The organism is Streptomyces sp. NPDC031479, assembly GCF_055581065.1.
The window spans coordinates 26,596-47,735 of sequence record NZ_JBVIKC010000047.1; the positions used below are offsets into that span (position 1 = coordinate 26,596).

Genomic DNA, 21,140 nt, shown 5'->3' on the forward strand with positions numbered 1-21,140 from the left:
CGCGAGCGCGGCGTTCGCAAGGAGACCCCGGTCCACATCGTGGACCGGGGTCTTGCGCGTGGAGGATCTTGTGGCAGGATGCTGACCAGGTCACGAGTGACAGCGTTTAGGCCCCGGCTTGCTGTCCGGCAACCCTCCTTCCGTGGCGGGGTGCCCCGGGTGATGACCAGGCCGTAGGCAGCGAGGTCTACGGCAAGCGCGGATCCCTCGATACCAGGGGTCCTGGGTCTTCGAGGAGCTTTTTCCGTGAGCAAGCGAATGCGATAGGGCGACTCCGCCCCTTCTTCACCCCTCGGATCAGGGTCGCCGACGCGTACCCCCACGTCATTCCGAGGTCCTTCCCGTACCCCTGTGGCCGGCCGGCGCCGTCGCGTCCCGCCGTACCCGCGTACGGGCACACCGAAGCCATTCAGCCCTGCCTGCCGGGAGACACCGCCATGTCCGCATTCCTGAACTCCGCCGCCGCCGCCGCCACCGCCACCGATGTCGCCGTCGACCCCGCCTGTGCCCAGCCGCTGCCCGTGCTCGGCCGCGACGTGACCGTCCCGCTCGTCACCGGCGGCGAGGTCACCTACGCCGCCCTCGACTACGCGGCCAGCGCCCCCGCCCTCCAGCGGGTCTGGGACGACGTGGCCGCGTACGCCCCGTACTACGGCAGCGTCCACCGCGGGGCCGGGTACCTCTCGCAGCTCTCCACCGACCTGTTCGAGCAGAGCCGCGTCACCGTCGCGGAGTTCCTGGACTGCCGCCCCGGCGACCAGGTGGTCTTCACCCGGTCGACCACCGATTCGCTGAACCTGCTGGCCGCCGTCCTGCCGGCCGACTGCCAGGTCTTCGTCTTCGAGACCGAGCACCACGCCTCGCTGCTGCCCTGGGGCGACGCGCAGGTGACCTACCTCAACGCCCCGCGCACCCCGGCCGAGGCCGTCGCCACCCTGGAGCGGGCACTGGCCGACCGCGAGCCCTACGGCCCCGCCCTGGTGTGCGTCACCGGTGCCTCCAACGTCACCGGCGAGCTGTGGCCGGTCAAGGAGCTTTCCGCCGCCGCGCACGCCCACGGTGCGCGGATCGTCCTGGACGCCGCCCAGCTGGCACCGCACCACCCCGTGTCCGTCCGGGAGCTGGACGTGGACTGGGTCGCCTTCTCCGGCCACAAGCTCTACGCCCCCTTCGGCTCGGGCGTCCTCGCAGGCCGCGCCGACTGGCTCCAGGAGGCCCGGCCGTACCTGGCCGGCGGCGGTGCCTCCCGCAAGGTGGCCCGCCGCGAGGACGGCGGCGTCGACGTCGAGTGGCACACCACCGCCGCCCGCCACGAGGCCGGCTCCCCGAACGTCATCGGCGTCTACTCCATCGCCTCGGCCTGCCGCGCCCTGAAGGACGCGGGTTTCGAGAACCTGGTCGCCCGCGAGAACCACCTCATCGCCAAGGTCCGCGAGGGCCTCGCCGACGTCCCCGCCGTGCGCGTGCTCTCCCTCTTCGGGGACGACGCCCCGCGCGTCGGCGTCATCTCCTTCGTGGTGGACGGCTGGAACAGCTCGCACTTCGCGGCCGCGCTGTCCGCCGAGTACGGGATCGGCGTGCGCGACGGCCTCTTCTGCGCCCACCCGCTGGTCCGCACCCTCCTCGGCAGCGAGCCGCAGGAGCCGGGCGAGTGCGGCGCCCCGGAGGCCGCGCCGGGGGAGCGCTCGCTCAACGCGATCCGGGTCTCCTTCGGCGCGGGCACCCCCGACGAGCACGTCGAGCGGTTCGTCCGGGCCGTCGGGGAACTGGTCGCGGACGGCGCCAAGTGGCAGTACCGCACCGAAGAGGGCCGCTGCGTTCCGGCCGTCTGAAACGCCGGGGAGCGTGCCCTGCCGGGATCCGCTGCCGGCTGCCCGCGCCGGCTGATCGCCCCGGCGAACGTGCTCTGCGAGGACGAGTGGGGCGCGGAGTACGTCCACCGTCGGCCCGGGGACGTGGCGGAGACGCTCGCGGTCTCGCGGACCGGCTGCGCGGGTACGTCTGCTGCCCGGCCGAGAGCTGCCCGGCCCGGCCGGGCGAAAGCATGCCGGGGCTCGGCGGAGCCTGAGGGGGCCGGTACCGGGGCGCGGGACCCGTGCCCCGGCGGCCCCGCCGGCCCGGCGCTACGCGTCGAGGCCGATCGCGAACGCCGCTTCCAGGTCGTGCTGGGAGTACGTGCGGAACGCCACGTGCGTGTCGGTCGCCTCGACGCCCGGGATCTTGCTGATGCGGCCGGGGATGATGTCGGCCAGGTTCTCGTGGCGGGCGACGCGGACCAGCGCGATCAGGTCGTACGTACCGGTGACGGAGTAGACCTCGCTGACGCTGTCCAGCGCGGCGATGGACTCGGCGATCTCGGGGATGCGGTCCACGCTGGTCTTGATGAGCACGATCGCGGTGATCATGGCTGGCTGTCTCCCTAGGTGGGCCGTCACTGGTCGCCTCACTTTAAGACGTGATCCGTAGGGTCACCAAAGCCCGTGCCGTCGTCCCCTGCGCCCCCGCCGTCGACCGGTGCGCGCCCGCGCCGCGTCCGGGCGATCGGCCATTCCGCCAGGACGGAGCGCCTCTTGCCGGTACGGCGATAACGCGCCCATGCGTAGAGGAAGCCCACGGAGAAGCCCACCACGTGCGCCAGGTAGGCCACCCCCGGCCCGCTCTCCGCGCGTTGCGCGGCCAGCCACTGGAGGACGAACCAGAACATCAGCACGATCCAGGCCGGGAAGCGCAGGGGCAGGAAGAGCAGGAACGGGAACAGGCTCGTCACCCGGGCCCTCGGGAAGAGGCAGAGGAAGGCCCCCAGGACCGCCGAGATCGCGCCGGAGGCGCCGACCAGGGTCTGGTCCGAGGAGGCGTTGGCCGCCGCGTACGCCGCCAGCGCCAGGTACCCCGTGCAGACGTAGAAGACGAGGAAGGGCGCCCGGCCCATCCGCTCCTGCGTCATCGCGCCGAAGACGTGCAGGAAGAGCATGTTCCCGAGCAGGTGGAGCCAGCTGCCGTGGACGAACAGCGCGGTCAGCGGGGTGAGGAGCGGGCGAGCGGCCCCCGAGAAGAGTTCGTCGGGGACCACCCCCCAGTGCCGGAAGTACGCCGTCCCCGTGGCGAGCAGCCGGTCGCCGGTGCCGTAGGCCGGATTCAGGCCGGAGGCGGGGCCGAGCAGGAAGGCCAGGCAGCAGCCGGCGATCAGTGCGTACGTGACCACCGGGCCCCGGGCGGCCTCGCGTACCGCCAGCCACTTTACGATCATGCGAGAGAGCATGACGCAGACGGACCCGCCCGAGGGCGGTGCCAGGCCGTAGGGTTACGTGCGCGGTCCGTGCACTGCCGCGGAAGGCTTTAATTGAATGAGTTACGAAGGAGAGAGCGACCTGATGACGGTTCCCCAGCCGACCGACACCACCCGGTGGCGCTGCACGTTGTGCGGCAACCTCACGCGGTTCGACGTCACCCGTTCGTCGAAGGTCGTGGAGTACGTCCACCTGGACCTCGCCGGGGAGCCCAAGGTCGAGGAGCGCGAGGTGGTCAGTGAGACCATCGACTCGGTCCGCTGTCGCTGGTGCAACGCGGTGGACCAGATCGAGCTCGTGGACAGGCCGGGCGCGGACTCCTGAGGGAGCCGGGCCCACAGTAGATCACGGTAGGGGTGACGGATTGTGGAGCCAGCAAGCGGCGCTGAGACGGCCGACGTGGCCGGCGACGCCGCCGAGGTGCTCGACCGCCCGCTGCCGGAGGGCGTGCGGCGCCGGGTCGTCGCGCTCGTCTCGGACGCCTTCGGCGGACTGACGGTCGCGGACCTCCCGGCGCAGCTGCGGCAGTACGCCCGGTTCACCCCGACCCGCCGCGCCAAGTTCGCGGGCAACGCCATGGCCGCCGCGGTGGAGACGGACGGGGTCTTCCGCAGCCGGGTCGCGGAGAAGCTGCGCGAGGCGCAGCCGGAGCTGGCCGGGGCGCTGGACGGCGGGGCCCCGCCCGCGGCCGCGGATCCGCTGGACGTGGCGGCCGCGGCGTACGTGCTGCGTCCGGCCGGCTGGGTCAAGCTGGTGGCCGCCGCGGGCGAGGAGGCCCAGCGCGCCGACGCCGAGCGGGTCGATGACGAGACCCGCCGGGAGCTGGAGCGGCTGCGCGCGGAGCTGGCCCAGGCGCGGGAGCACCAGCGCGCCGGGGGCGACCAGGTGAGGGCCGAACTGGACTCCGCGCGCAAGGAAGCGGAATCGCTTCAGCGCAAGCTGCGCAGTGCCCTGAGCGATGTGAAGAGGGGCGAGGCGGCCCTGCGCAAGGTGACCGCCGAGGTCGACGGGATCCGTGCCGAGGCGGCCGTGCAGGTGGCCGCCGCCGAGAGCGAGTCCCGGCGCCTGAAGTCCCGGCTCGCGGAGGTGGAGTCCTCGCTGGAGACCTCGCGGCGGGCCACCCGCGAGGGGCGCAGCATCGAGGACATGCGGCTGCGGCTGCTGCTGGACACCGTGCTGGACGCGGCGGCGGGCCTGCGCCGCGAGCTGGCGCTGCCGCCGGTCTCGACGCGTCCGGCCGACACCGTGGACGCGGTCGAGCCGGGCCGGATGACCCCGAAGGACATCGCGGCGCGGGCCCTGTCGGAGACCGATCCGGCGCTGCTGGACCAGCTGTTGGCGCTGCCCCAGGCGCATCTGGTGGTCGACGGCTACAACGTGACCAAGACCGGCTATCCGACGATGCCGCTGGAGAAGCAGCGGCTGCGGCTGCTGGGCGGGCTGTCGATGCTGGCCGCGCAGACGGGCGCCGAGATGACCTGCGTCTTCGACGGGGCGGAGCTGGCGGCCCCGGTGCTGCTCGCGCCGCCGCGCGGGGTGCGGGTGCTGTTCTCCAAGGCCGGGGTGACGGCCGACGAGCTGATCCGCCAGCTGGTGCGGGCCGAGCCGCCCGGCCGGCCGGTGGTCGTGGTCTCCACGGACCGCGAGGTGGCCGACGGCGTCGCGAAGGCGGGGGCCCGGCCGGTGACCTCGGCGCTGCTGCTGAAGCGGCTGTCGAGGGTTTCGTAGTCGATGCCCCCTTGGTTCCTTTCGTAACCGCTGGGTGCAATGCCGGAATTGGCGGTGCGTGCGGGGGACGCACCGTCAACTCGCCGGTACGCAGCGTGCGCCGACGGTAAAGAAGCCGGTCGGGAAGCGGAATTTTTCGTACGGGGATTTGAACTCATCACGGGCGGGTCACTAGGGTCTGTTCAAACCTTCGTGCGGTCGTTCATCCATTCGGGGTGCGGGCGGAGGTGCGCTGCCGAGTGCGACCCTCTTCGGTGGCTCCAGTCCGAAGGAGCTCACGTTCGTGGCGTCCCACCGTCGACCGAAGCCGCCGACCCGCACCCGCGTGAGCGTCCTCACGGCACTGGCCACCGCGGCCGTCGCCCTCTCCTCCCAGTCGGCCATGGCCGCCCCGGACAAGCCGAACAAGGACGAGGTCAAGGCCAAGGTCGACGCCCTCTACGAGGAGTCCGAGCAGGCGGGCGAGAACGCCAACGCGGCCAAGGACCGCCAGGACAAGCTGGAGAAGGAGATCGCCCAGCTCCAGGACCAGGTCGCACGCGGTCAGGACGAGCTCAACGGCCTGCGCAACGTCCTCGGTTCGATGGCGACCGCCCAGTACCGCGGCGGCGGCCTCGACCAGTCCGTGGAGCTGCTGCTGTCCGGCGACCCGGAGACCTACCTCGACAAGGCCTCCACGCTCCAGCAGCTGAGCGGCAAGCAGGTCGAGGCGATATCGAAGATCCAGGCCAAGCAGCGCATCCTCGCGCAGCAGCGCCAGGAGGCCTCCGGCAAGCTCGCCGACCTCGACGCCGTCCGCAAGGAACTGGCCGAGAAGAAGAAGACCGCCCAGGAGAAGCTCGCCGCCGCCCAGGCCCAGCTCAACTCGCTCACCGCCGAGGAACGCGGCCAGCTGAAGAACGAGGAGGCCAAGGCGGGCGAGGACGCCGCCAAGGCCGCCGGAGGGGGCGCCAAGCCCGGTGCGGTGAAGGGTTCCGGGCGGGCCGCGGCCGCCCTCGCCGCAGCGGTGACCCAGGAGGGCAAGGGCTACAACCTGGGCTCCACCGGCATGGCGTACTGGGACTGCTCCAGCCTGGCGCAGTGGGCCTACGGGCAGGCCGGCGTCCAGATCAGCCGCACCACCTTCACCCAGATCAACGACGGCACGCGCATCGGCATGAGCGAACTCCAGCCCGGAGACCTGGTCTTCTTCTACGACGACCTGCACCACGTCGGCCTCTACGCGGGCAACGGCCAGGTCTTCCACGCCGCCAACCCCAGGAGCGGCGTCCGGTACGAGGCCATGAAGAACATGCCCTTCCAGTTCGGCGTCCGCGTCGGCTGATCCCGTCCTCCCCGGCTCCGGGGAGACGCGCCGTACACCGCCCATCCGGGCGAATTACGCGGACCCGCCCTGACCTCACGCCCCATCGGTGACCTGCGTCTCCGGTGGGGCGTCACCGTGCGTGCCCGCCGGAGGTCGTTGGTCGGCGTGTGGTGGCGCCGCTACTGTCTGCCAGCGCGGAGCCCGGCACTCGGCCGTCCACGGGGGGCGGACCCGGCCCCGCGCAGCGCAAGGGAGCGGTTCCACGTGGCGTCCCATCGCCGGACCGGGCTCAGCGGCCTGGACCGGAGCACCAAAGTCACCGTCTTCGCCGCCGCGGCGGCCACCGCCGCGGTGGCCCTGGCGGGCGCGTCCGCGCAGGCGGCCCCCGGGCTCCCGCACGACCCCTCCACCGGTTCCCGCGCCCAGGTCGACCGGCTCTTCGAGGAGGCCGAGCAGGCCACCGAGAAGTTCAACTCGGCCGGTGAGAAGGCCGACGCGCTGCGCGCCGAGATCAGCCGGGCCCAGGACGCGGTGGCCCGCGGCCAGGACCGCATCAACACCATGCGCGGGGTCCTCGGCGCCTTCGCCGGAGCCCAGTACCGCTCCGGCGGCCTCGACCCCACCGTCGAGCTGATGCTGTCCGACGACCCCGGGGACTACCTCGACAAGTCCGCCGTCCTCAACCGGTTGAGCGGCCGCCAGGCCCGCCGGCTCGGCGAACTGCGCGAGGAACAGCGCCGGATCGGCCAGCAGCGCCAGGAGGCCTCCCGCAAGCTCGCCGAACTGGAGGCCCTGCGCACCGAGGTGGCCGCCCAGAAGCGCTCCGTCACGGCCAAGCTCGCCGCCGCCCGGCAGCTGCTCAACGCGATGCCCTCGGCGGAGCGGGCCGACTACGAGCGGGCCTCGCGCTCGGGCGGCCGCGCCGACGTGCTGCCGGACCTGTCCTTCGACGACGGCGGCGGCCGGCCCTCCGGCCGGGCGATGACCGCCGTGATGGCGGCCCGCGCGGCCGTCGGCAAGCCCTACGTGTGGGGCTCCACCGGCCCCTCCGGCTTCGACTGCTCCGGGCTGATGGTGTGGTCGTACCGCCAGGCGGGCGTCTCGCTGCCCCGGACCTCGCAGGCGCAGCGGTACGCGGGCCGGCGGGTGCCGCTCTCGCAGGCCCGGCCCGGGGACCTGGTGACCTACCGCTCCGACGCCAGCCACGTCGCCATGTACGTCGGCAACGGCCAGGTGGTGCACGCCCCCTATCCGGGTGCGCGGGTGCGCTACGACCCCGTCGGGATGATGCCGGTGTCCTCGGTGACCCGCCCCTGAGGCGGACCGTGCGTACGATCGGCTGATGATTCCGGTCCGCCGATCCCCGCGCGTGCTGCCGCGCGCGCTGCCGCTCCTGCTGTGCCCGCTGCTCTGCCTGCCGGTGGCCGGGTGCGCGCGGCCGGCGGCCCGCACCCCCGCGGCGGCCGGGACCACGGCGGAGGCCGGGATCCGGGAGGCCGTGGCCGCCTGGTCGCGCCGGCCGCCCGAGCGGCTCGCCGGGATCCCGCTGGAGGGCTGGTCCTACGAGGTCACCTCCGTCCGGCCGGACGGCGCACGGGCCCTGGTACGGGCCGAGCTGCGCTACCGGCTCACCGGCTACGACGCCGCCCCCGCCGGGTCGGCCCGCGAGGTGGAGCTGACGCGGGAGGGCGCCGCCTGGCGGGTCACCGCCGACCGGCCCGCCCCCGGAGCCCCTCCCCAGCTGTGGGACCAGGGCCCGGTGACGGTGGTCCGGGGCGAGCACTCCCTGGTGCTCGGCGTGGGCCAGGACCCGGCGACGCTGACCGGGATCGCCGGGGAGGCCGACCGGGCGGTGCCCGCCGTGAGCGCGGCCTGGCCGCGCGACTGGGCACGGCGGGCCGTGGTGCTGGTCCCCGCCTCCCTGGACGCGATGGCCGCGCTGCTGGGCCGGCCGGCCGACGCGTACCGGGGCATGGGCGCCGTCACCACCGGCCGGGTGGGCGCCGCGCCGGCCCCCGCCGACCGGGTCGTGATCAACCCCTCCGGGTACGCGGAGCTCAGCGCGGCCGGCCGGAGCGTGGTCCTGACCCACGAGGTCACCCACGTCGCGACCCGCTCCGCCACCTCCGCCTCGACCCCGCAGTGGCTCTCCGAGGGCTTCGCCGACTGGGTCGCCTACCGGGGCACCCCCGCCACCCCGGCCGAGGCGGCGCCCGCGCTGGGCCGGGCCGTACGGGCCGGCGAGCTGCCGCCCGCGCTCCCCTCCGACGCCGCGTTCGCCTTCGGCGGGGACGCGCAGGCCATGGCGCGGGCCTACGAGGGCGCCTGGCTCGCCTGCCGGCTCGTCGCCGAGCGGTGGGGCGAGGCGGCGCTCGTACGGCTCTACGGGGACGCGGGCCGCGAACCCCTGCCCACCGCCCTGGGCGGGGCATTGGGAACGGACCTGCCCGGACTGACGCGGGCCTGGCAGGAGGCCCTGCGGCACGAGCTCGGCTGACGTCGTCCGGTACGTTGGCAGCGATGCACAAGACGCTGATCGTGACCAACGACTTCCCGCCGCGCCCGGGCGGCATCCAGGCCTTCCTGCACAACATGGCGCTGCGCCTCGACCCCGAGCGGGTCGTCGTCTACGCCTCCACCTGGAAGCACGGGGCCGAGGGCCGCGAGGCCACCGCCGCCTTCGACGCCGAACAGCCCTTCACCGTGGTCCGCGACCGCACCACCATGCTGCTGCCGACGCCCCGGGTGACCCGCCGGGCGGTCTCCCTGCTGCGCGAACACGGCTGCGAGTCGGTGTGGTTCGGGGCGGCGGCCCCGCTGGGCCTGATGGGCCCGGCACTGCGCCGGGCGGGCGCGCGGCGGCTGGTGGCCACCACCCACGGGCACGAGGCGGGCTGGGCGCAGCTCCCGGCCGCGCGGCAGCTGCTGCGGCGGATCGGCGAGGGCACGGACACCCTGACCTACCTGGGGGAGTACACGCGCTCGCGCATCGCCTCGGCGCTCACGCAGCGGGCCGCCGACCGGATGGTCCAGCTCCCGCCGGGCGTGGACGAGAAGACCTTCCACCCCGGATCGGGCGGCGCCGAGGTCCGGGCCCGCCTCGGACTGAGCGACCGGCCGGTGGTCGTGTGCGTCTCGCGGCTGGTCCCGCGCAAGGGGCAGGACACGCTGATCGAGGGGATGCCGCGGATCCTGGCGGCCGTCCCGGACGCGGTGCTGCTGGTCGTGGGCGGAGGCCCGTACGAGGCGGACCTGCGCGCGCTGGCCGCGCGTACCGGGGTCGCGGACTCCGTGGTCTTCACCGGGGCCGTCCCCTGGGCGGAGCTGCCGGCCCACTACGGCGCCGGGGACGTCTTCGCGATGCCCTGCCGGACCCGGCGGGGCGGGCTGGACGTGGAGGGGCTCGGGATCGTGTACCTGGAGGCCTCGGCGACGGGCCTGCCGGTGGTCGCGGGCGACTCGGGCGGGGCGCCGGACGCGGTGCTCGACGGGGAGACCGGCTGGGTGGTCCGGGGCGGTGACCCCGAGGAGGCCGCCGAGCGGATCGTCGCCCTCCTCCAGGACGCGGAGCTGCGGCGCCGGATGGGCGAGCGCGGGCGGGCCTGGGTCGAGGAGAAGTGGCGCTGGGACCTGCTCGCCGACCGCCTGCGCGAGCTGCTGTAGCCGCCGCGCGGGCCGGCGGCGGTGCCCGGCGCATTCGCGCCATGTCCGACTGTCACTCACATGCGTGGCAGCACGGGTTATGGCCGGTTCGGCCCGATCCGCTCATCATGCGCCCATGACACCCAAGCTGACGCGCCGTCAATTCGGCCTCGCCGCACTGCAGACGGCCGCCGCTCTCGGATTCACCCGCATCGGGCTCTCCTCCGCGGCCGCCGTCGAACCCGCCGCCGCACAGTACGCCCCCGCCATCGTCGTCGGCTCCGGATACGGATCCGCCGTCGCCGCGCTGCGCCTCGGGCAGGCCGGGGTGCGTACCGTCGTCCTCGAAATGGGGCGGCTGTGGGACACCCCCGGGTCCGACGGCAAGGTCTTCCCCTCCACCTCCGCGCCCGACCAGCGCTCCATGTGGTTCCGCACCCGCACCGAGGCCCCGCTCGCGCAGTTCCTCTGGCTCGACGTCGTCAACCGGGACATCAGCCCGTACCCCGGTGTCCTGGACCGCGTGAACTACGGGGACATGTCGGTCTACGTCGGCCGCGGCGTCGGCGGCGGCTCCCTGGTCAACGGCGGCATGTCGCCCACCCCGAAGCGCTCGTACTTCACCGAGGTGCTGCCCGGCGTCGACGCGGACGAGATGTACGGGACCTACTACCCGCGCGCCCGCGCCATGCTCGGCGTCAACGACATCGACCCGGCCTGGTTCGAGTCCACGGAGTGGTACCGCTTCGCCCGCGTCTCGCGCAAGCACGCCCAGAACACCGGCCTGAAGACCACCTTCGTGCCCAACGTCTACGACTTCGAGTACATGAAGCGCGAGGCCGCCGGCACCGCCACGAAGTCCGCCCTCGCCGGCGAGGTCATCTACGGCAACAACCACGGCAAGAAGAGCGTCGACAAGACCTATCTGGCCGCCGCCCTCGGCACCGGCAACGTCACCATCGAGACGATGCAGAGGGTGGTCGGCGTCAGCGCCGACCCGGCCGGCGGGTACGTCCTCACCGTGCTGACCAGCGACGTCACCGGAAAGATCACCCGGCTCCGGGAACTGGGCTGCAGGCAGCTGTTCCTCGGCGCCGGAAGCCTCGGCACCACCGAGATCCTGCTGCGCGCCCGCGAGAAGGGCACCCTGCCCGGCCTCAGCGAGAAGGTCGGCCTCGGCTGGGGCCACAACGGCAACGTCATGACCGCCCGCGCCAACCACCTCTGGGACACGGTCGGAGCGAACCAGGCCACCATGCCGGCGATGGGCATCGACGACTGGGACAACGCGGCCAACCCCGTCTTCGCGGAGATCGCCCCGCTCCCGATGGGCATCGAGCACTGGATCTCGATGTACCTGGCCATCACCAAGAACCCGGAGCGCGGCCACTTCACCTACGACGCCGCGACCGACTCGGCGCGGCTCCAGTGGACCCGGGACCAGAACACCCCGTCCGTCGACGCCGCCCGCAACCTCTTCGACCGCATCAACCGCAGGAACGTCACGATCTACCGCTACGACCTCTTCGGCGGCAACCGGCCCTTCGCCGACGACTTCACGTACCACCCGCTGGGCGGCTGCGTCCTCGGCGAGGCCACGGACGCCTACGGCCGGGCCAAGGGCTACCGGGGCCTGTACGTGGTCGACGGCTCGCTGGTGCCCGGCTCGCTGGGCGTGAACCCGTTTGTGACGATCACCGCACTCGCCGAACGGAACGTGGAGCGGATCCTCGCCGAGGACCCGCGCTGACCACGTCCCGGCCGGCAGTGGCGCCTAACCCCGGTACAGGGCCTCGATCTCGTCCGCGAAGTCCTTCGCCACCACGTTCCGCTTGAGCTTGAGCGAGGGCGTGATGTGACCCGACTCCTCCGTGAACTGGGCGGGCAGAATGCGGAATTTCCGCACCGATTCCGCCTTGGAAACCGCCGCGTTGCCGTCGTCGACGGCCTTCTGGACGGCGGCGATCAGCTCCGCGTCCTCGCGGAGCTCCGCCGCCGTCACCCCGGCCGGCTTGCCGTTCTCCGCGGCCCAGCGGCCCAGGAACTCCTCGTCGATGGTGACCAGCGCGGCCACGAACGGCCGCCCGTCGCCGACCACCATGCACTCCGCGACCAGCGCGTGCGCGCGGATCCGGTCCTCGATCACCGCGGGGGCGACGTTCTTGCCGCCCGCCGTGACGATGAGCTCCTTCTTGCGGCCGGTGATCGCGAGGTAGCCGTCCTCGTCGAGGGTGCCGACGTCGCCGGTGTGGAACCAGCCGTCGGTCAGCGCCTCGGCGGTGGCCGTCTCGTTCTTCCAGTACTCCTTGAAGACGTGCTCGCCGTGCAGCAGCACCTCGCCGTCGTCCGCGATGCGCACCACGGAGCCGGGCAGCGGCTGGCCGACCGTACCGATCTTCGTCTTGTCCCACGGGTTGAAGGCCGTGGCCGCGCAGGACTCGGTCAGGCCGTAGCCCTCCAGCACCGTGAAGCCGATGCCGCGGAAGAAGTGGCCGAGGCGCTCGCCCAGCGGGGCCCCGCCGGAGATCGCGTACTCGCCGCGCCCGCCGAGGACCGTGTGCAGCTTGCCGTAGACCAGCTTCGAGAAGATCTTGTGCTTGAGCCTGAGCCCGAAGGACGGGCCGCCGGGCGCGTCCAGCGCGCGGCTGTACGCGATCGCCGTCTCGGCGGCCGCGTCGAAGATCTTGCCCTTGCCGTCGGCCTGGGCCTTGGCGCGCGCCGAGTTGTAGACCTTCTCGAAGACGCGCGGCACACCGAGGATCAGGGTGGGCCGGAAGGACTGGAGCTCGTCGGTGAGGTTCTTGATGTCCGGTACGCAGCCCAGCCGGATCGGCGCCAGCACGGCCGCCACCTCCACCAGGCGCCCGAAGACGTGCGCGGCCGGCAGGAAGAGCAGCACGGAGCACTCGCCGGTGCGGAAGAGCGGGCTCAGGCGCTCCACCACGTTGCCGCACTCGGCGAAGAAGTTGCGGTGGGTCAGCACGCAGCCCTTGGGGCGGCCGGTGGTGCCCGAGGTGTAGACGATCGTGGCCGGGTCGTCGGCGTTCGCGAGGGCGCTGCGCGCGTCCACCTCGGCGTCGGTGATCCCGGCGCCGGCGGTCTTCAGCGCGGCCAGGGCGTCCTGGTCGATCTCCCAGACCTCGCGCAGCTCCGGCAGCCGGTCGCGCAGGGCGGCCACGTTCGTGCTGTGCGCCGGGCTCTCCGTGATGACGGCGACGGCGCCGGAGTCGCCGAGGATCCACTGGATCTGCTCGGCGGAGCTGGTCTCGTACACCGGGACGGTGACGGCGCCCGCGCTCCAGATCGCGAAGTCGAACAGCACCCACTCGTAACGGGTGCGGGAGATGAGGGCGACCCGGTCACCGGGCGCGATGCCCGCGGCGATCAGGCCCTTGGCGGTGGCCCGCACCTCGGCGAGGAACTCCGTCGCGGTGACGTCCTGCCACCGGCCGTCGGCCTTGCGGCTCATGACGGCGGTGTCGGGATGCTGGGCGGCGTTGCGGCGGATGAGATCCGTCAGGTTCCCGTCCGAAGGGACCTCGTACAGGGCCGGAAGGCTGAACTCGCGCAAGACTGCTGCTCCTCTGGGCGCCATCGCCACCGTGTGGACCGACCGGACGTTACCCACCGGTAGTGGGTTCCGGATAGAGGGAACCGGCCAGATGTTCCGTGCGTCACATTCTGTACATCGCCCTACATTGCCCAGACACCGCCAGGCCCGGAACCGCCGTGACGACAGTAGTCGACGCGGTTCGAGACTCGGAAGTAACCGCAGGTCCGGCCGCCTGCGGGGCACCCTCTACCGGGCCGGGCCCGCCGCCCCTAGGGTGGCGGCATGGGTGGCACGAAGAGTCGTACGCGGGTCCACGTCGTCAGCGACGTCCACGGCAACACCGAGGCCCTGGCCCGGGCCGGCGAGGGCGCCGACGCGCTCATCTGCCTCGGTGACCTGGTGCTGTTCCTCGACTACGCCGACCACTCGCGCGGCATTTTCCCCGACCTCTTCGGCGTCGAGAACGCCCACCGGATCGTCGCCCTGCGCACCGCGAAGCGGTTCGCGGAGGCGAGGGAATTCGGCCGAAGCCTGTGGGACGGGCTGGACAGGGAGCGGCTGATCGAGGAAGCGGTACGCCGCCAGTACGCGCGGATGTTCGCCGCCTTCCCCAGTCCCACGTACGCCACCTACGGCAATGTCGACATGCCGGGTCTGTGGCCCGAGTACGCCGGACCCGGTACCACCGTGCTCGACGGGCAGCGCGTGGAGATCGGCGGCCGCGTCTTCGGCTTCGTCGGCGGGGGCCTGCCCACGCCGATGCGCACGCCCTACGAGATCGACGAGGACGAGTACGCCGCCAAGGTGGAGGCTCTCGGCGAGGTGGACGTGCTGTGCTCGCACATCCCGCCGGAGGTTCCCGAGCTCTGTTACGACACCGTCGCGCGCCGCTTCGAGCGGGGCAGCGAGGCCCTGCTGGCGGCCATCAGGCGGACCCGGCCGCGCTACGCGCTGTTCGGGCACGTCCACCAGCCGCTGGCGCGACGGGCCCGGATCGGCGGCACCGAGTGCGTCAACGTCGGCCACTTCGCGGCCACCGGGCGGCCGTGGGCCCTGGAGTGGTGAGAGGTGCTGGAGTGGCGGGACCCGCACGCGCGGTAGCCTTCACGCGGCGGCCGGGGGCCGCCCGCACACTTGTCGAACACTCCCCGGAGGAGCGACCGCGATGGCGGAACACACCAGCTCTAGCATCACGATCGAGGCCGCACCGGCCGACGTCATGGCCGTGATCGCCGACTTCGCCCGCTACCCCGAGTGGACCGGCGAGGTGAAGGAGGCCGAGGTACTGGCCACCGACGCCGAGGGCCGCGCCGCGAAGGTCCGGCTGCTGCTGGACGCGGGCGCGATCAAGGACGACCACACCCTCGCCTACAGCTGGAAGGGCGCGGACGAGGTCAGCTGGACCCTGGACAAGTCCCAGATGCTGCGGCAGCTGGACGGCTCCTACCGGCTGGCGGCCCTGGAGGGCGGACGCACGGAGGTCACGTACCAGCTGACCGTGGACGTCAAGATCCCGATGCTGGGCATGATCAAGCGCAAGGCCGAGAAGGTCATCATCGACCGGGCGCTGGCCGGCCTGAAGAAGCGGGTCGAGGCCACCTCCTCCTGACGGACCCCGCCCCGGACGCGTCGCGCACGGCGCGTCCGGACCCGGACGCGTCCAGAACGAGGAAGGCCCCGCACCACATGCCGCAGACCCTGCTGATCACCGGGCCCGGTGGGGCCGGGCGGACCACCGTCGCCGCCGCCACCGCGCTCGCCGCGGTACGCGGCGGACGGCGGGTGTCGCTGCTGTCCGCCGAGGACCCCCTCCGCGGGGCCCCCGCCCCCGAGGGGCTCCGCCTCGCCCGGATCGACTCCGGCGCGGAGTTCCGGACCGAGCTGGCCGCCCTCCAGGACCGCGGCGCCGCCTTCATCGGCATGCTCGGCGGCCGCCCGCTCGGCACCGAGGAGATCACCGAACTGCCCGGCGCCGAGCAGTTCTCCCTGCTCCGCGCCCTGCGCCGGGCGGCCTGCGCCCCCGACACCGATCTCGTCGTCGTGGACATGCCCCCGCTGCACCAGGCGCTGACCACCCTCGCCCTCCCCGCCCAGCTGCGCCGCTACCTCGCCCGGCTGCTCCCCGCCGAACGGCAGGCGGCCCGCGCGCTGCGCCCCGTACTGGCCCAGCTCGCCGGGGTGCCGCAGCCCGCGCAGTGGCTCTACGAGGCCGCCGCCCGCTGGGACGAGGAGCTGGCCGCCGTCCAGGCCGTCGTGGAGGCCCGCACCACCGCCGTCCGGCTGGTCGCCGAACCCGGACCCGCCGCCGGCGCCGCACTGCGCACCGGGGTGCTCGGCCTCGCCCTGCACGAGCTGCGCGTCCACGACCTCGTCGCCAACCGGCTCGTGCCCCGGGACTCCGCCGATCCCTGGGTGGCCGGGATCGCGGCGGCGCAGCGGTCCTTCCTGGACGACTGGGAGCGGGTGGTGCCCGTCGTCGGGGCGGCGCACCTGGGCCGTGACCCGTGGGGCCCCGACGGCCTGGCCCCCCTCGCCTCCGCCGACGGCATGGCCCCGGCCCCCGGGACCGGTGACGGGGCGGGCTGGAGCGTCGAGGACCGGCTCGCCGAGGACGGGATCCTCGTATGGGCGGTCCCGCTGCCCCGGGCCCGCAAGGACGAGCTGGACCTCGTCCGGCGCGGGGACGAGCTGCTGCTCGCGGTGGGCCCGTACCGCAGGATCGTTCCGCTGCCCTCGGCCCTGCGCCGCTGCACCGTCTCCGGCGCCGCCCTCGACGACGGCGTCCTGCGCGTCCGCTTCACCCCCGACCCGCAGCTGTGGCCCCGCGCGCGCTGAGACCCGTACCACCGTTCGGGTACCGTCGGAAGTAGCCAGTACCGCACGTTCCGCCGCCGCAGGAGAGTCCGCCATGAGCGAGGCCACCGACCGCCCCACCGACGACGCCTGGGCGCAGGCCTGTGCCGAGGACCTCGCCGCCGAGCAGGAGCGCCGTCGCGCGGAGCGGGAGGGCGCGGGGGCCGGGCGGGGCAGTGGCACCGGGACGGCCGCCGAGGAGCTGTTCAAGCTGTTCGAGGCCGTCGCCGACAAGGTCTCCTCCCTGGACAACCCGCTCCTCGGCGCCGCCGCCCAGGGTGCCGTGCGCCAGTTCGTCAACCAGGCGAAGACCGCCGCCAAGCCCGTCGTCGAGCGCAACCCCGAGGTCTTCGGCCACCTAGCGGCGGCCGGATCCGAGCTGCTCGCCGCCTACCGCTCGGCGGTCGAGGGCCACGAGCGCCGCTGGACCCACGACCGGCCGCCCGCCCCGCGGGGGCCCGCCGCAGGGGACGGCGGGGGCGACGGCCGGGGCGACGACGAGGGCCCCGATCCCGGCCCGGCCGAGCGGATCGATCTCGACTGATCCTCCGCCGGCCCCGTGTACGGTTGGCCGTGGCGGGGTTTGACCGGAAACCGAGGGACTAATGGGACTCACCATCGGCGTCGACATCGGCGGCACGAAGATCGCGGCCGGCGTGGTCGACGAAGAGGGCACCATCCTTGAGACGTACAAGGTGCCCACCCCGCCGACGGCGGACGGAGTGACGGAGGCCATCTGCGCCGCCGTGTCCGAGGTCAGCAGCAACCACACCATCGACGCCGTCGGCATCGGCGCCGCCGGATACGTGGACGACAAGCGCGCCACCGTGCTCTTCGCGCCGAACATCAACTGGCGCCACGAGCCGCTGAAGGACAAGGTCGAGCAGCGCATCGGCCTGCCGGTCGTCGTCGAGAACGACGCGAACTGCGCGGCCTGGGGCGAGTACCGCTTCGGCGCCGGCCAGGGCCACGAGGACGTCATCTGCATCACGCTCGGCACCGGTCTGGGCGGCGGCATCATCATCGGCAACAAGCTGCGCCGCGGACGCTTCGGCGTCGCCGCCGAGTTCGGGCACATCCGGGTCGTCCCCGACGGCCTGCTGTGCGGCTGCGGCAGCCAGGGCTGCTGGGAGCAGTACGCCTCCGGGCGCGCCCTCGTCCGCTACGCCAAGCAGCGCGCCAACGCCACCCCCGAGAACGCGGCCATCCTGCTCGCCCTCGGCGACGGCACCGCCGAGGGCATCGAGGGCAAGCACATCAGCCAGGCGGCCCGGCAGGGCGACCTGGTGGCCGTCGACGCCTTCCGCGAGCTGGCCCGCTGGGCCGGCGCCGGCCTCGCCGACCTGGCCTCCCTCTTCGACCCGTCGGCGTTCATCGTCGGCGGCGGGGTCTCCGACGAGGGCGACCTCGTCCTCGACCCGATCCGCAAGTCCTTCAAGCGCTGGCTGGTCGGCGGCGCCTGGCGCCCGCACGCGCAGGTGCTGGCCGCGCAGCTCGGCGGCGAGGCCGGGCTCGTCGGCGCCGCGGACCTGGCCCGCCAGGGCTGATCCTTTCGCATGACCGCCCGTCGCGCCCTTGGGGGAGCGGCGGGCAACTGCGTAAGTTGCCGGGCATGTTGCCGAAGTCTGTTACGGAGCCCGACGGTTCTGCCGTGATCCGGGCACTCAGCTACAACATCCGCTCCCTGCGCGACGACGAGGAGGCGCTGGCCCGGGTCATCCGGGCCTGCGCACCCGACCTGGTCTTCGTCCAGGAAGCCCCGCGGTTCTTCCGGTGGCGCAAGCACGCCGCCCGGCTGGCCGCCAAGACCGACCTCGTGGTGCTGGGCGGCGGAGCGACGGCCGCCGGTCCGCTGCTGATGTGCTCGCTACGGGCCTTCGTGGAGCGGACCGAGGACGTCCTGCTGCCCCTGACTCCCGGACTGCACCGGCGGGGCTTCGCGACCGCCGTGGTCCGCTTCGGGGCGGCGAGGGTCGGGGTCGTCAGCGCGCACCTGTCCCTGGACCGTGCGGAACGGTCCGCGCAGGCGGGGATGCTGGCCGAACGGGCCGCCGCGCTGGGGGCACCGCACGCGATCGTGGCCGCCGACGTGAACGAGGCCCCCGGGGGGCCGGCCTTCGGGCGGCTGACCGAGAGCCTGCGGGACTGCTGGACGGTGGCCCCGTGGGGCGGCGGCGACACCTTCCCGGCGGCGGCGCCGGACCGCCGCATCGACGCCGTCTTCGCCTCGGCGGGGGTGGAGGTGCTGGCGTGCGGCGTCCCCGCGGGGCTGGCCGGGGTGACACCCCTCGACCTCCACACGGCCACGGACCACCTCCCGGTCCTGGCCGCCCTGCGCCTCCCGGCCACCCCGTAGGCCCGGGGCCCGGCGGGGCCGTCGCCGACGGGCGGCCCCGCGGAGCCCCGTCGGGGCCGAGCCCTGCGAGCGGCGCGTCGGAGGATCAGACCACCGCGCCGCGGCCCGGGTCGTCGTCCTCGTCGTCGTCCTGCGACATCCGGGCCACCAGGGTGGCGAAGCCGCCCAGGAAGCCGCCGATGCCCAGGGTGGTCAGCCACCAGGTCATGTCCCACTGCAGCAGCACCGCGAGGAGCAGCAGCACCGGGCCGCCCACCACCGCGAGCCACGCGAACTTGGCCGTCGTGTCCGCGGGCGGCAGCTCCGGCTCCGGGGGGACGAAGTGGCCCTCGTCGTCCTTCGGCTCCGCCGGCGCGTGGTCCCGCGGCCCCGGCGCGGCGGCGGGGGAGCCCGTCCCCACGCCCGGAGCGAAGGTGACCGAGCTGCCGAGCGCCGGAGGCTGCGATCCCGATCCCGATCCCGATCCCGATCCCGGCTCCGGCTCCTGCTCCGACTCCGGTTCCGGCTTCGGCGGCGCCTTCGGATCCCGCTCCGCCACCGGAGGCACCGCCTTGACGTCCTCCTCCGGCAGCATCAGGTTCTCGATCGGCCGGAACGGCCTCGCCCCCGGCGGGTCCGGAGGCTCCTGCCCGTACCCGGCGACGATCGCGGCCCACGCCGCTTCCTCGTCCAGCGGGGGGACACCCCCCGAGGACTCCTCGTGCTCAGCCACCGCTGGCCGCCCCCTCCCTGCCGACGCTCTCCGCGAGCCGCCCGACGAACGCATAGCTGTCCGCGAAGATCCGCTCCGCGTCGAAGTCCAACGTCGCGACGTGGTAGCTCTGTTCCAGCAGGGTCTCGGTGACGTCCGTCGAGGAGATGCGCGACAGGATCCGCGCCGAGTCCACCGGCGGCACGACGTGGTCCTGCGGGCTGTGCAGCAGCAGCACCGGCTGCGTCACCTGCGGCAGCTCGGCGTCCACCAGCCGGAAGAGCTTGCGCAGCGAGTCGGCGGCCCGGGTCGGGACCCGGTCGTAGCCGACCTCCTCCGAGCCCGGCTTCGCGATGTCGCTGGCGATGCCCGGCGTCGACCGGATGACGTGCTTGACCACCGGAAGGGCGACGGCGAGCGGGTCGTGGACCTTGTTCGCCGGGTTGACGAGGACGATCCCGCTGATCGAGTCCCCGTGCTTGGCGGCCAGCCGCAGGGTCAGCGCGCCGCCCATGGACAGCCCGAAGACGAAGACCTGCTCGCACCGGTCCAGCAGCTCCCGCAGCGCGCGGTCGACCTCGGCGTACCAGTCCTGCCAGCCGGTGAGCTGCATGTCCTGCCAGCACGTACCGTGTCCCGGCAGCAGCGGCAGGGATACCGTCAGCCCGCGCGCGGCCAGGTGGTCGGCCCAGGGGCGCAGGGACTGCGGGGAGCCGGTGAAACCGTGGCAGAGGAGGACGCCGACCTTTCCGCCCTCGTGGCGGAACGGCTCGGCTCCAGGGAGGACGGGCACCAGGGTCTCCTAGGTCATGAGGGGTTGGCGGGTGCGTTGCTCTGTGTGACTTCACCGTACGCGACCGGGGTGGTACCGACCAGGGTCGTCGGGCCGCTCCGGGCGGAGCCAGGGGTTAAGGTCTGTTCGACAGACACAGGAAGGCTTTCGAGTTGATCTACGGCGCAATGAAGTTCTCCATCGGCGGGTCCCTGAAGCTCGCGTTCAGGCCGTGGGTGGAGGGCCTCGAGAACATTCCCGCGGAGGGGCCGGCGATCCTCGCGAGCAACCACCTGTCCTTCTCCGACTCCTTCTTCCTGCCCGCCGTGCTGGACCGGAAGGTGACCTTCATCGCGAAGGCGGAGTACTTCACCTCCCCGGGGGTCAAGGGCAAGCTGACGGCGGCCTTCTTCAAGGGCGTCGGCCAGCTCCCGGTGGACCGCTCCGGCGCGCGCGGTGCGGGCGAGGCCGCCATCAAGAGCGGCATCGACGTCATCGAACGCGGGGAGCTGTTCGGTATCTACCCCGAGGGGACCCGTTCACCCGACGGTCGCCTCTACCGGGGCAAGCCCGGCGGCCTGGCCCGGGTGGCGCTCGCCACCGGCGCCCCCGTGATCCCGGTCGCGATGATCGACACCGAGAAGATCCAGCCGCCCGGCAAGGTCGTCCCGAAGCTGATGCGTCCGGGCATCCGGATCGGCAAGCCGCTGGACTTCAGCCGCTACCAGGGGATGGACGGGGACCGCTTCATCCTCCGTTCCGTGACCGACGAGGTCATGTACGAGATCATGAAGCTCTCCGGCCAGGAGTACGTGGACATCTACGCCACCGCCGCGAAGCGCCAGATCGCCGACGCGGAGAAGGCCGCCAAGGCCGAGAAGGCGGACAAGGGCGACAAGGCCGGGCAGTAGGACGGGCGGGCGGCGGTGCCGCCCGCACGGGGGTGGGGGAG

Annotated in this window: 20 protein-coding genes and 1 riboswitch; of the genes, 15 read left to right on the forward strand and 5 right to left on the reverse strand. The window is 73.2% G+C overall.

The window, feature by feature from the left end:
* Positions 1-88: 88 nt before the first annotated feature.
* A riboswitch (SAM riboswitch) is annotated at positions 89-205 on the forward strand.
* Positions 206-437: 232 nt separating this feature from the next.
* Entirely contained in the window at positions 438-1,832 is a 1,395-nt protein-coding gene (locus tag ACZ5D2_RS33890) for an aminotransferase class V-fold PLP-dependent enzyme (RefSeq protein ID WP_468934790.1), read from the forward strand.
* A gap of 291 nt (positions 1,833-2,123) precedes the next feature.
* On the opposite strand, the gene ACZ5D2_RS33895 is transcribed toward ACZ5D2_RS33890, so the two are convergent.
* Positions 2,124-2,405, reverse strand: coding sequence for an Lrp/AsnC family transcriptional regulator (locus ACZ5D2_RS33895; protein WP_008738815.1), 282 nt, complete (start codon positions 2,403-2,405; stop codon positions 2,124-2,126).
* Positions 2,406-2,443: 38 nt separating this feature from the next.
* Positions 2,444-3,247, reverse strand: coding sequence for a rhomboid family intramembrane serine protease (locus ACZ5D2_RS33900; RefSeq protein ID WP_468934793.1), 804 nt, complete (start codon positions 3,245-3,247; stop codon positions 2,444-2,446).
* A 124-nt stretch (positions 3,248-3,371) separates the two neighbouring features.
* On the opposite strand from ACZ5D2_RS33900, the gene ACZ5D2_RS33905 reads away from it, so the two are divergent.
* From ACZ5D2_RS33905 to ACZ5D2_RS33935, 7 genes are all read left to right on the forward strand, one after another.
* Entirely contained in the window at positions 3,372-3,611 is a 240-nt protein-coding gene (locus ACZ5D2_RS33905) for a hypothetical protein (RefSeq protein WP_371681295.1), read from the forward strand.
* Between the two features lie 39 nt (positions 3,612-3,650).
* Positions 3,651-5,015 carry an NYN domain-containing protein gene (locus tag ACZ5D2_RS33910; protein WP_371681296.1) on the forward strand — a complete coding sequence of 455 codons (1,365 nt, stop codon included), beginning with the start codon at positions 3,651-3,653 and terminating at the stop codon, positions 5,013-5,015.
* A 283-nt stretch (positions 5,016-5,298) separates the two neighbouring features.
* Positions 5,299-6,339, forward strand: a complete 1,041-nt coding sequence (locus tag ACZ5D2_RS33915) for a C40 family peptidase (protein ID WP_468934796.1) — start codon at positions 5,299-5,301, stop codon at positions 6,337-6,339.
* A 246-nt stretch (positions 6,340-6,585) separates the two neighbouring features.
* A complete protein-coding gene (locus ACZ5D2_RS33920) occupies positions 6,586-7,638 on the forward strand; it encodes a C40 family peptidase (protein ID WP_371678883.1) in 1,053 nt (350 codons plus the stop codon).
* 25 nt (positions 7,639-7,663) lie between these two features.
* Positions 7,664-8,818 (forward strand): hypothetical protein, encoded by a 1,155-nt coding sequence (locus ACZ5D2_RS33925; RefSeq protein ID WP_371678884.1) that lies wholly within the window; start codon positions 7,664-7,666, stop codon positions 8,816-8,818.
* Between the two features lie 23 nt (positions 8,819-8,841).
* Complete coding sequence (locus ACZ5D2_RS33930; protein WP_371678885.1) at positions 8,842-9,984, forward strand: glycosyltransferase family 4 protein; 1,143 nt, start codon at positions 8,842-8,844, stop codon at positions 9,982-9,984.
* Between the two features lie 115 nt (positions 9,985-10,099).
* Entirely contained in the window at positions 10,100-11,713 is a 1,614-nt protein-coding gene (locus tag ACZ5D2_RS33935) for a GMC oxidoreductase (protein WP_371678886.1), read from the forward strand.
* 24 nt (positions 11,714-11,737) lie between these two features.
* Here the strand turns inward: ACZ5D2_RS33935 and ACZ5D2_RS33940 are convergent, their stop codons facing one another.
* Entirely contained in the window at positions 11,738-13,534 is a 1,797-nt protein-coding gene (locus ACZ5D2_RS33940) for an AMP-dependent synthetase/ligase (protein ID WP_468934802.1), read from the reverse strand.
* 264 nt (positions 13,535-13,798) lie between these two features.
* Between ACZ5D2_RS33940 and ACZ5D2_RS33945 the strand changes: the two genes are divergently transcribed.
* The 6 genes from ACZ5D2_RS33945 to ACZ5D2_RS33970 all read left to right on the forward strand — a co-directional run bounded on the left by ACZ5D2_RS33945 (position 13,799) and on the right by ACZ5D2_RS33970 (position 18,725).
* Complete coding sequence (locus tag ACZ5D2_RS33945) at positions 13,799-14,581, forward strand: metallophosphoesterase family protein (RefSeq protein WP_371678888.1); 783 nt, start codon at positions 13,799-13,801, stop codon at positions 14,579-14,581.
* A 100-nt stretch (positions 14,582-14,681) separates the two neighbouring features.
* On the forward strand, positions 14,682-15,125 hold the full coding sequence (locus ACZ5D2_RS33950; RefSeq protein WP_371678889.1) for an SRPBCC family protein: 444 nt from the start codon (positions 14,682-14,684) through the stop codon (positions 15,123-15,125).
* 77 nt (positions 15,126-15,202) lie between these two features.
* Entirely contained in the window at positions 15,203-16,351 is a 1,149-nt protein-coding gene (locus ACZ5D2_RS33955; RefSeq protein WP_371678890.1) for an ArsA family ATPase, read from the forward strand.
* Positions 16,352-16,424: 73 nt separating this feature from the next.
* The gene (locus tag ACZ5D2_RS33960; RefSeq protein ID WP_371678891.1) at positions 16,425-16,913 is read left to right on the forward strand and encodes a DUF5304 domain-containing protein; all 489 of its coding nucleotides are present in this window, start codon (positions 16,425-16,427) and stop codon (positions 16,911-16,913) included.
* Positions 16,914-16,974: 61 nt separating this feature from the next.
* Positions 16,975-17,916, forward strand: a complete 942-nt coding sequence (locus ACZ5D2_RS33965) for an ROK family glucokinase (protein WP_371678892.1) — start codon at positions 16,975-16,977, stop codon at positions 17,914-17,916.
* Between the two features lie 65 nt (positions 17,917-17,981).
* On the forward strand, positions 17,982-18,725 hold the full coding sequence (locus tag ACZ5D2_RS33970; RefSeq protein ID WP_371678893.1) for an endonuclease/exonuclease/phosphatase family protein: 744 nt from the start codon (positions 17,982-17,984) through the stop codon (positions 18,723-18,725).
* 85 nt (positions 18,726-18,810) lie between these two features.
* On the opposite strand, the gene ACZ5D2_RS33975 is transcribed toward ACZ5D2_RS33970, so the two are convergent.
* Positions 18,811-19,437 (reverse strand): hypothetical protein, encoded by a 627-nt coding sequence (locus tag ACZ5D2_RS33975; RefSeq protein WP_468934809.1) that lies wholly within the window; start codon positions 19,435-19,437, stop codon positions 18,811-18,813.
* Positions 19,430-20,209 (reverse strand): alpha/beta hydrolase, encoded by a 780-nt coding sequence (locus ACZ5D2_RS33980; RefSeq protein ID WP_468934812.1) that lies wholly within the window; start codon positions 20,207-20,209, stop codon positions 19,430-19,432. The genes ACZ5D2_RS33975 and ACZ5D2_RS33980 overlap by 8 nt, the downstream gene beginning before the upstream one ends.
* 167 nt (positions 20,210-20,376) lie before the next feature.
* On the opposite strand from ACZ5D2_RS33980, the gene ACZ5D2_RS33985 reads away from it, so the two are divergent.
* The gene (locus tag ACZ5D2_RS33985; protein ID WP_371681297.1) at positions 20,377-21,099 is read left to right on the forward strand and encodes a lysophospholipid acyltransferase family protein; all 723 of its coding nucleotides are present in this window, start codon (positions 20,377-20,379) and stop codon (positions 21,097-21,099) included.
* Positions 21,100-21,140: the final 41 nt, after the last annotated feature.

Excerpts from the sequence above, each read along its gene's own strand:
- ACZ5D2_RS33890 (WP_468934790.1), top strand. The coding sequence starts at position 438 with ATGTCCGCATTCCTGAACTCCGCCGCCGCCGCCGCCACCGCCACCGAT.
- ACZ5D2_RS33895 (WP_008738815.1), bottom strand. The coding sequence starts at position 2,405 with ATGATCACCGCGATCGTGCTCATCAAGACCAGCGTGGACCGCATCCCC.
- ACZ5D2_RS33900 (WP_468934793.1), bottom strand. The coding sequence starts at position 3,247 with ATGATCGTAAAGTGGCTGGCGGTACGCGAGGCCGCCCGGGGCCCGGTG.
- ACZ5D2_RS33905 (WP_371681295.1), top strand. The coding sequence starts at position 3,372 with ATGACGGTTCCCCAGCCGACCGACACCACCCGGTGGCGCTGCACGTTG.
- ACZ5D2_RS33925 (WP_371678884.1), top strand. The coding sequence starts at position 7,664 with ATGATTCCGGTCCGCCGATCCCCGCGCGTGCTGCCGCGCGCGCTGCCG.
- ACZ5D2_RS33930 (WP_371678885.1), top strand. The coding sequence starts at position 8,842 with ATGCACAAGACGCTGATCGTGACCAACGACTTCCCGCCGCGCCCGGGC.
- ACZ5D2_RS33935 (WP_371678886.1), top strand. The coding sequence starts at position 10,100 with ATGACACCCAAGCTGACGCGCCGTCAATTCGGCCTCGCCGCACTGCAG.
- ACZ5D2_RS33945 (WP_371678888.1), top strand. The coding sequence starts at position 13,799 with ATGGGTGGCACGAAGAGTCGTACGCGGGTCCACGTCGTCAGCGACGTC.
- ACZ5D2_RS33950 (WP_371678889.1), top strand. The coding sequence starts at position 14,682 with ATGGCGGAACACACCAGCTCTAGCATCACGATCGAGGCCGCACCGGCC.
- ACZ5D2_RS33955 (WP_371678890.1), top strand. The coding sequence starts at position 15,203 with ATGCCGCAGACCCTGCTGATCACCGGGCCCGGTGGGGCCGGGCGGACC.
- ACZ5D2_RS33960 (WP_371678891.1), top strand. The coding sequence starts at position 16,425 with ATGAGCGAGGCCACCGACCGCCCCACCGACGACGCCTGGGCGCAGGCC.
- ACZ5D2_RS33965 (WP_371678892.1), top strand. The coding sequence starts at position 16,975 with ATGGGACTCACCATCGGCGTCGACATCGGCGGCACGAAGATCGCGGCC.
- ACZ5D2_RS33970 (WP_371678893.1), top strand. The coding sequence starts at position 17,982 with ATGTTGCCGAAGTCTGTTACGGAGCCCGACGGTTCTGCCGTGATCCGG.
- ACZ5D2_RS33985 (WP_371681297.1), top strand. The coding sequence starts at position 20,377 with ATGAAGTTCTCCATCGGCGGGTCCCTGAAGCTCGCGTTCAGGCCGTGG.